This is a genomic window from Streptomyces sp. NPDC056628 (genome assembly GCF_042792555.1).
GTDB lineage: Bacteria > Actinomycetota > Actinomycetes > Streptomycetales > Streptomycetaceae > Streptomyces.
In genome coordinates this window covers 22,821-30,818 of record NZ_JBHTWG010000055.1, presented here as the reverse complement: position 1 = coordinate 30,818, position 7,998 = coordinate 22,821, and the positions used below count along the sequence as shown (strand labels likewise).

General features: G+C 72.0%; 7 protein-coding genes and 1 pseudogene. 3 read left to right on the top strand and 5 right to left on the bottom strand.

Annotated features, from left to right (window positions below; all coding sequences use genetic code 11):
* On the bottom strand, positions 1 to 73 hold a 73-nt coding region (locus ACFRAC_RS34730; RefSeq protein ID WP_382938542.1), incomplete at its 3' end, for a helix-turn-helix domain-containing protein.
* Positions 74 to 98: 25 nt separating this feature from the next.
* On the opposite strand from ACFRAC_RS34730, the pseudogene tnpA reads away from it, so the two are divergent.
* Positions 99 to 399 (top strand): annotated as a pseudogene (tnpA, locus tag ACFRAC_RS34725) (IS200/IS605 family transposase); the annotation flags it as partial.
* 90 nt (positions 400 to 489) lie between these two features.
* Here tnpA and ACFRAC_RS34720 read toward each other — a convergent pair.
* From ACFRAC_RS34720 to ACFRAC_RS34705, 4 genes are read right to left on the bottom strand one after another with little or no spacing between them, the layout of a single operon-like run.
* Positions 490 to 1,539, bottom strand: a complete 1,050-nt coding sequence (locus ACFRAC_RS34720) for a dipeptide epimerase (RefSeq protein WP_382938531.1) — start codon at positions 1,537 to 1,539, stop codon at positions 490 to 492.
* A 53-nt stretch (positions 1,540 to 1,592) separates the two neighbouring features.
* The gene (locus ACFRAC_RS34715; protein ID WP_382938529.1) at positions 1,593 to 2,687 is read right to left on the bottom strand and encodes a PLP-dependent cysteine synthase family protein; all 1,095 of its coding nucleotides are present in this window, start codon (positions 2,685 to 2,687) and stop codon (positions 1,593 to 1,595) included.
* Positions 2,666 to 3,562 carry a Rossmann-like domain-containing protein gene (locus tag ACFRAC_RS34710; RefSeq protein ID WP_382938526.1) on the bottom strand — a complete coding sequence of 299 codons (897 nt, stop codon included), beginning with the start codon at positions 3,560 to 3,562 and terminating at the stop codon, positions 2,666 to 2,668. Before ACFRAC_RS34710 ends, ACFRAC_RS34715 begins: the two co-directional genes overlap by 22 nt.
* Positions 3,559 to 4,815 carry an ATP-grasp domain-containing protein gene (locus ACFRAC_RS34705; protein ID WP_382938524.1) on the bottom strand — a complete coding sequence of 419 codons (1,257 nt, stop codon included), beginning with the start codon at positions 4,813 to 4,815 and terminating at the stop codon, positions 3,559 to 3,561. Before ACFRAC_RS34705 ends, ACFRAC_RS34710 begins: the two co-directional genes overlap by 4 nt.
* 127 nt (positions 4,816 to 4,942) lie before the next feature.
* On the opposite strand from ACFRAC_RS34705, the gene ACFRAC_RS34700 reads away from it, so the two are divergent.
* Together ACFRAC_RS34700 and ACFRAC_RS34695 are read left to right on the top strand one after the other, a co-directional pair.
* The gene (locus tag ACFRAC_RS34700; RefSeq protein ID WP_382938521.1) at positions 4,943 to 5,488 is read left to right on the top strand and encodes a GNAT family N-acetyltransferase; all 546 of its coding nucleotides are present in this window, start codon (positions 4,943 to 4,945) and stop codon (positions 5,486 to 5,488) included.
* 347 nt (positions 5,489 to 5,835) lie between these two features.
* Complete coding sequence (locus ACFRAC_RS34695; RefSeq protein WP_382938516.1) at positions 5,836 to 7,986, top strand: LamG-like jellyroll fold domain-containing protein; 2,151 nt, start codon at positions 5,836 to 5,838, stop codon at positions 7,984 to 7,986.
* Positions 7,987 to 7,998: the final 12 nt, after the last annotated feature.

Below are 7,998 nucleotides of genomic sequence, written 5' to 3'. Positions count from 1 at the left end.
ACCCGAACGCCTTCGCCAACGCCTGCTGCTGGCCGGTGTCCGGGTACAGGCGAAAGCTGTACCGGAGCTGCATGGCCGTCACCCTACATACGTGGATTATGGGAGAGATGCCGGAGATCAGAACTGGCCGGCACTGTGTTTTCGTGATGCATGTGCACTTGGATCTTCGTGACGAAATTCCGGCACAAGGTGTTCACCGATGCCCACTTGAGGCGTATGGAGGAGATCATGAAGTCGGTGTGTGCGGACTTCGAGTGCGAGCTGGTGGAGTTCAACGGTGAGGACGACCACGTCCACCTGCTGGTGAACTTCCCCCCCAAGGTCGCCGTGACCAAGCTGGTCAATTCCCTCAAGGGTGTCTCCTCCCGAAGGCTCCGCCAAGAGTTCCCCGACCTGGTACGAGGAGGTAGAAGCCGGTGTTGACGCCGAGCTGGTTGACCAGCATGAGCCGAACGGCGGGCGGAAGGCGGCGTATCTCGTGCCAGGTCCTCACGGCGCCCCGTCCCGCGGTGCGACGCCCAGCCCCGGCGACCCGCTCGTCCGAACCCGGCCGTCCTCACCGCCGATGCCGGTCCACGGGTCGTGCGCGAGCAGCAGGTGCCCGTCCAGATCGGCCCAGCGGGCCCGGTCGGCGAGGTGCACGGCGGGTGCGATCCCCAGCGTGCTGGCGGCCAGGCAGCCCAGCATCAGCTGGGTGCCGCTGCCGTCGATCAACTCGGCGATGCGCAGGGCCGCGTGCACCCCGCCGCACTTGGCGAGCTTGACGTTGACACCGTGGACGCGCCCGGCCAGGCGGCGCACGTCTTCCAGGTCGACGGCGTCCTCGTCGGCGATGACGGGCAGCGGTGACCGCTCGGCCAGAGCGGCCAGCCCCTCCGGGTCGCCGGGGGCGAGAGGCTGTTCGACGGCCTCGACGCCGAGTGCGGCGAAGCGGGGCAGCAAGGCCCGCGCCCGCCCCGCGCTCCAGGCGCCGTTGGGGTCGAGGAGCAGCCGCGCGTGGGGTGCGGCGTCCCGGACGACCCGTACGCGCTCGATGTCCTCTTCCGGATCGGCCGCCCCCGCCTTCACCTTGAGCACCTGGAAGCCGCTCGCCGTGAGGGCGCGGGCCTGCGCCGCCGCACGCGAAGGCGACGTGATGCCGATGGTGCGGGCGGTGGCCGCGACCGGGGTGTGCTCGGTGCCCAGGAGCCGGTGGACGGGGCTGCCCGCGCGCTTGCCGACCAGGTCCAGAAGGGCCGCCTCGACGGCGGCGGTCACGGTCGGGGGAGTGCCGTCCGCGGCCAACTCACCTGTACGCAGAGCCTCCAGCGCGGTCTCGGGGTCGGGGAAGCGGTCCAGGTCCGCGCCGACGGCGGTGAAGTGCCGTGCGAGTCCCACCGCGTCGAGCCGGTAGTAGACGCTGCTGACGGCCTCGCCGTGACCGGTCACGCCCTCGTGCTCGAGGCTCAGCCGGACGGCGTCGCGGGCGGACATGGTCGAGCGGGAGATGCGCAACGGCTCGGCGAGCTCCAGGCGCACGGTGCGCAGGCCGGTCCTCACCGGTCCTCCTCGGGGCGTGAGCGGATCGGTGACGCGGGTGCGCGGGCCGGCCCTCATCCGTCCTCCTCACGCCTCGCCAGCGGGTCGGTGACGCGGGTGCACCGCGCCCAGCCGGTGGCCTCGGCCGCGTACGGGTGCGGGATCTCCACGGGACGGGTGGCCGCGGCGGCGGGATCGACGCCGTGGGCGGTGGTGAAGTCGTCGTCGTAGACGGTGGAGAGGTAGCGGTGCGGCCCGTCGGGAAAGGCGGTGGCGACGACCGCACCCGGGTGGACCCGGGCCGCCCAGGCGGCGACGCGGGCGACGGCGCCGGTGCTCCAGCCACCGCTGACGAAACTGTCTCGGGCGAGCCGCCGACAGCTGTCCACGGCCTCGGCCGGTCCGACCCAGTGCACCTCGTCGAAGGCGTGGTAGGCGACGTTGCGCGGATGGATGCTGCTGCCCAGGCCGCGCATCAGACGGGGCCGGGCGGGCTGGCCGAAGATGGTGGAACCGGTGGAGTCGACACCGATCAGCCGCAGTGCCGGCCAGTGCCGCCGCAGGGGGCCGATCACACCTGCGCTGTGCCCACCGGTGCCCACGCTGCACACCAGCACGTCCACGTGGTCGAGCTGGGCGGCGAGTTCGGCGGCCAGCGAGGCGTAACCGGCCGTGCTGTCGGGGTTGTTGTACTGGTCGGGCCAGTAGGCGTCGGTCAGCACGGCGAGCAGGGCGCGCAGCCGCGCGATGCGTGCGGCCTGCCAGCCGCCCCGGGCCGCGGGCCGGTCCACGATCTCCAGTCGTACCCCGTAGGAGCGCAGCAACTGCCGTATCGAAGGCTCCAGTTCGCTGTCGCCGACCAGGACGACGGGATGCCCGAGGGCCTGCCCGGCGAAGGCGAGCCCGATGCCGAGGGTGCCGGAGGTTGACTCCACCACGGGGGCGCCGGGGTGCAGTTCACCGCGCTCCCGGGCACCCATCAGCATCGACACTGCCGCCCGCGCCTTCATACCGCCCGCGGCGAGTCCTTCGAGCTTGGCCCAGAAACCGGGGTGGGGGCCGGGCAGGTCGGCGGTGACGCGGAGGACCGGGGTGCGGCCGAGCAGGGTGAGCAGTTCCGGGCGGGCGGTGGTCCGCAGGGCGGTGGTCACGGGGTGCCTCCCGGACATCCGGCGCGGTAGCGGTGGACGGTGCCGGGGCCGCCGTCCAGCCAGAAGAAGGGGTACGGCTCCGCACACACCGCGCTCACCCCGTGCCCCAGCAGCCGGGGGAGTACGGCACTGCCGGTCTGGGCGAACATCACCAACTGCTTGTCGTGCCGCAGCGCGTGCTCCCGCAGCGCTTCGAAGGTCCCGTTGCCCAGAGTCATGCCGGACACGAGCAGGGCGTCGCAGCGGCCGGCCGAGCCGAGCGCATCGGTGACGACCGGCTCGCCCCACTCGGTGACGCCGCCCTTGAGGTCGCAGGGGATGTAGCGCAACCCTCGCGAACGCAGTGACTCCAGAAGGGAGTTGACCACGCCGACCACGAGCACCGTCGACCCGGGCGGCAGCACGAGCAGCCCGGCGACCGCGTCTGCCCGGACCCGCGACTTCTCCAGTGACGTCCCGGCCGGCAGGGCCACGGGCCGCGCTCCGTTCTCCGGGGTGTGCGGGGAGACGTGCATCAGGTAGGCGTCGAGCGCGGCGACCCGCACCGGCTGCATGGGATGGCCGAGCAGCCGGGCCACATCCGCGCCGGCACAGTCCTCCACCGCGCCGTCGGGCAGCGCACCGGGCTCGACCGCGCAACTGCCGACGGCTTCGGCCAGCCGCAGGCTGAGCACCTCGTTGCGGTACCCGGTGCCGCGCCCCTCGTGCCGTACGGCCTGCCGGGTGGTGAAGGCCACGGAGATCAGCAGCCCGGCCGGATCCGGGCCGAGTTCTCCGGCACGGGCGAGGGAGAGCAGTTTCTCGTACGTCGTCGCGCTGCCGGTCGAGAACGGGGCGGCGGAGACCGGACCGGCGGGGGCTGGGGTGGCGGAGGCCGTGCCGGCGGGCCTCATCGGATCACCATCCCGGACCGCACCTCGCCGAGCAGCGACTCGACGCGGGCTCGGGCGCCGGCGCCCGACGGGTCGCCCGCCATGACATGCCCCAGGTACTCGTTGTTGCTGCCCGCCGCCTTCACCTGCCGTCCCGGCCCGGCGAGTTCCACCTCGAGCACGTCCGGCGCCGTCCGCACACGACCGCCGTCCAGCGCTTCGAGGGTGCCCGTCGCCTCCGGTACGAGAAAGCCGATGGCGGCGCTGCGCAGGCCGGTGTCCGTGCGCCGCAGGTCGGGGGAGTGGCCCAGGCTGACGTCCACGAAGACGGCGGCGAGGTCGATGCCGGTGACATGCCGTAGCAACTCGGTGATGCGGTTCCCGGCGGGCCGCGGATTGACCTCGACCACGCGCGGCCCGGCCGAGGTCAGCTTGATCTCGGTGTGCGCCACCACGCCGTCCGTCAGCCCGAGCGCCTCGAGCGCGCGGAGCGCGGTCCGCTCGACGGCCTCGACGTCCGCGGCGGGCAGGGCGGCGGGGAACATGTGGCCGGTCTCGATGAACGCCGGCTCCCCGCCGACGCTCTTGTCCGTCACGCCGACGACGTGCACCGCGCCCGCGTGCGAGACCGACTCGACGCTCACCTCCGGGCCGTCCAGGAGTTCTTCGAGCAGCACGGCGGGCGCCCGCCGCTGTCCGCGCGCGTTGACCGGGAAGTCGGCCAGCGCCTTGACGGCGGCGGCGAGCTGCTCCTCGTCGTCCACGCGCCGCACCAGCATGCCGGCGCACAGGTCCACGGGCTTGACCACCAGTGGGTAGCCGATGTCCCGTGCGGAACGCGCGAGTTCGGCCCACTCCTCATGCACCGCGAACCGCGGCCCGGGCACCCCGGCCTCCGCCAGCACCCGGCGGGTGGCGTCCTTGCGGCAGGCGTCCTCGACCGCCTCGGGCGCCGGTCCGGGCAGCCCGAGCAGGGCGGCCGTGCGCGCCACCACCGGCAGGTAGTAGTCGCACGACGTGAGCACCCCGTCGAACGCCAACACGCGGTGCAGCCGCTCCACTTCGGGCAGCAGGGTCTCCATGTCATTGGTGTCCGCGGTGATCACGTTGCGCGCCCCGAGCAGCGGGTGCGCGGCGCCCTCGGGCGCGGCACGCAGGTAGTGGTGCAGGTCGCGGGTGAGAAAGGTGAACTCGTGGCCCCCCTCCCGGATCGCCCGTGGCAACAGCCTGCTCATCGATCCGACCCAGCTCTCGACCACCAGCAGATGGGCCACAGCTCCCCTTTTCGTGTCGTCGCGAAGGACGCGGCCTTGGAACCAGGGCCGCGACGTCGTCGACACGATATCGGTAATCATTTTCATTGTCAGGTAGCGTGAGACTCCCGACGAGGAAGGATCTTCGATGACCCGCACCGCGCCCACCGGCTACACCGTGCGTCCCGCGACCCGCGAGGACGTCGACGGTGCCCGCGTCGTCATGCTCGACACCTTCTACGAGGAGTTCGGATACGGCTACGTGCCCCGCTGGCACCGGGACGTCATGGACATCGAGGGGACGTACCTCGACGACCCCCGCCACGTCCTGCTGGTCGCCCTCCACGGCGGTGAGGTGGTCGCCACCACCGGCGTGCACTCGACGGGCCCGGCCCACCCGCCGCACCCCCGCCGGCTGGCCGAACGCTATCCGTCCGGCACCACCGCCCAGTTGGTCCGCGTCTACGTCCGCCCGGAGCACCGGCGGCGGGGCCTGGCGCGCACGCTGGTCGAGAGGGCCCGCGATTTCGTGGCCGACACTCCGGGCTACGACCGCCTCTACCTCCACACCAACACGCGGGTGGCGGGTGCGGAGGCATTCTGGCGCGCCATCGCCAAGGAGGTCTTCGACGCCCGCACCACGGGGGAGCACGGCCCGGGTGTCGCCACCGTCCACTTCGAGATCCCGCTCTGAGGAATCAGCAGCCGGCGGCTGGTTGTCGATGTCGCCACCGAAGACCACGTGAAGGCCCGGGCGCGCCGCCAGTTCTGCGGGCCGGTCCGCCCAGTCGCCGCGCGCCGAACGGTGGGCGTCGACCTCCTGGAGGACCCACCACGTAGGCGCGCTCTCGCGGACAAGGTTCGCGACGCGCCGCAGGCCCCGGACGGCATCGGTGCCGTGGGCGTGGTGGACGTCGAATGTCACTCGGGCGGACGCCGCTCCGCGCACCCAAAAATTCGTTCGGTTGTGTCAGTGGCCCCTGTTAGCTTCTGGGGGCTCGTGTGATCCACGAGCCTCGAACACTCACTGAGGAGGGCCAGTTGGGTCGGTTCAGATGGACCGGTGGGCGCGGAACGGCGGCGACGGCGGCGTGCGCCACCGTGCTGCTCGCAGGCCTCACGAGCACGGCGCAGGCGGCGGGCAATCTGCCGCCGAACCAGCCTCTCGTCAAGGATCTGGAGTCCGGCGGGAAGCCCTGCGCGACGGGTGACGACATCGTGTACGTCTCGTCCCCGCCCAGGCTGAGCGCCGTGCTGTACGACCCCGAGGAGGACAACCAGCCCGGTGAGTCCAGTCCTCTCTCCGGCGAGTTCGAGGCACGGTGGACGAACCCCGACGGGACGGCGCAACGGCGCTCGTACTCCACCATCACGCTGTCGTCGGGGTTGCGCCAGTACTGGACGACGCCGGACGATCTGCCTGCCGGCACACCCATTTCCTGGCACGTCAGAGCGAACGACGGCAAGGCCGTCTCCCCCTGGAGCGACGAGGGGGACGGTGCCGTCTGCTCCTTCGTCATCGATGACACCAACCCCGAGAAGCCGACGATCGATTCGCCGGAATACCCCACTCCGGACGAGGAGTTCTGGGTGGACGGCGTTGGTGTCTACGGCCACTTCACCGTGGACTCGCCCTCCGACGACGTGGTGTCGTACGCCTACAGCTTCCTCGGCGGTCCCCACGGCACCGCCACCGCCGAGCGGCCCGGAGCGGCCGTGACGTTGCCCTTCCTGCCGCTCACTTCCGGCCCCAAGAACGTGACCGTCCGGGCGATCGACCGGTCCGGCCGCAGCAGTTCCACGGCTCAGTACGACTTCAACGTGAAATCCGGGCGAGCCCCCGTCGCCCGCTGGAAGCTCGACGACGCCGCCGGCTCACGCACGGCGGCCGCCGACGCGGGCACCCCCGCCCGCGCCGGCAGCGGCGCCACCTTCGGTGGCCCGGCCCCCAGCGGCACCGCGACCGGCACCACGGTCGCCCTCGACGGCAGCGGGCACGGCTTCCTCACCCCGGACGCCCCGGCTACGGACCTGCGGCGGACGTTCGCGGTGAGCGCCTGGGCCCGACCCGCCGGGACGGACCGCACCATGACCGTCGCCAGTCAGGACGCGGAAGGACGGGCCGGGTTCAGCCTCGGGCTGCACGTCCAGGAGTCCGGCCCGCTCTGGTCCTTCGCCGTCGGAGGAGCGCGCGTGTCCGGCGGCGCACCCGAGAGGGGCGAATGGGCCCACCTGCTGGGGCTGTACGACGCCGAGACCGGTGAGGCGCACCTGTACGTCAACGGCCACGAGGTGGGTGACGCGGAGGCCGCCGCTCCCACCGAGGCCGCCGGCGCCTTCCAGATCGGTCGCGCACGAGGAGCCACCGGCTACCGTGACCGCTGGCACGGAGATGTCGGCGACGTTCGGGCCCATGACCGCGTCGTGGTGCCCAGTGAGGTGTCGGAAGCGGCGTGGCGCAAGCCCGCCCTGCGCGGCCACTGGTCACTGACGAGCGCAACCGAGGGCTCCAGCCCCGAGCAGTCGGACGGGTCACCGCTGCGGCTCCACGGCGGCGCCGAGATCTACCGGGCCTCGAACGACTCCTGCCTCCCGGAGATCGACCCGGACTGCCCCTACGTTCCGCCGCCGCTGGTCGGCGACGGGCATCTCACCCTCGACGGGGAGAGCGGATACGCCTCCGCCGAAGGACCCGTCGTGGACACCGGCGACAGCTTCACCATCGGCGTCGTCGTACGACTCGCCGATTCCGACCCCGACCGTCCGATGACCGTGCTCTCCCAAGCGGGAGAGAACACCGACGTCTTCAAAGTGCGCTACGACCCGCCCACTTACAGTTGGCAGCTGATCATGCCCGAGCGGGACGAGGCAGGCGCACCGGAGAAGGTCGTCTCCCAGATCACCGGTGCCGACGGAGGCGAGGGCCAGGGGCAGCGGCTGACCGTGGTCTACGACGACGCCACCGACACCATCAAGCTCTACGCCGACGGCTACACCAACGCCGCGGCGACCGCGACCCTGCCCGACGGCTTGCGGAGCACCGGTGCCCTCCAGATCGGCCGCGGCAAGGTCGGCGACGGATGGGGCGAGTACCTGCACGGTGACGTGGACGAGGTACAGGCGTACGCGGGTGCCCTGCGCGGCAAGGACGTCCTGGGCCTCGGCTGGGAAACGAACCCCTGCCTGTGCTGACGCCCACGCGCT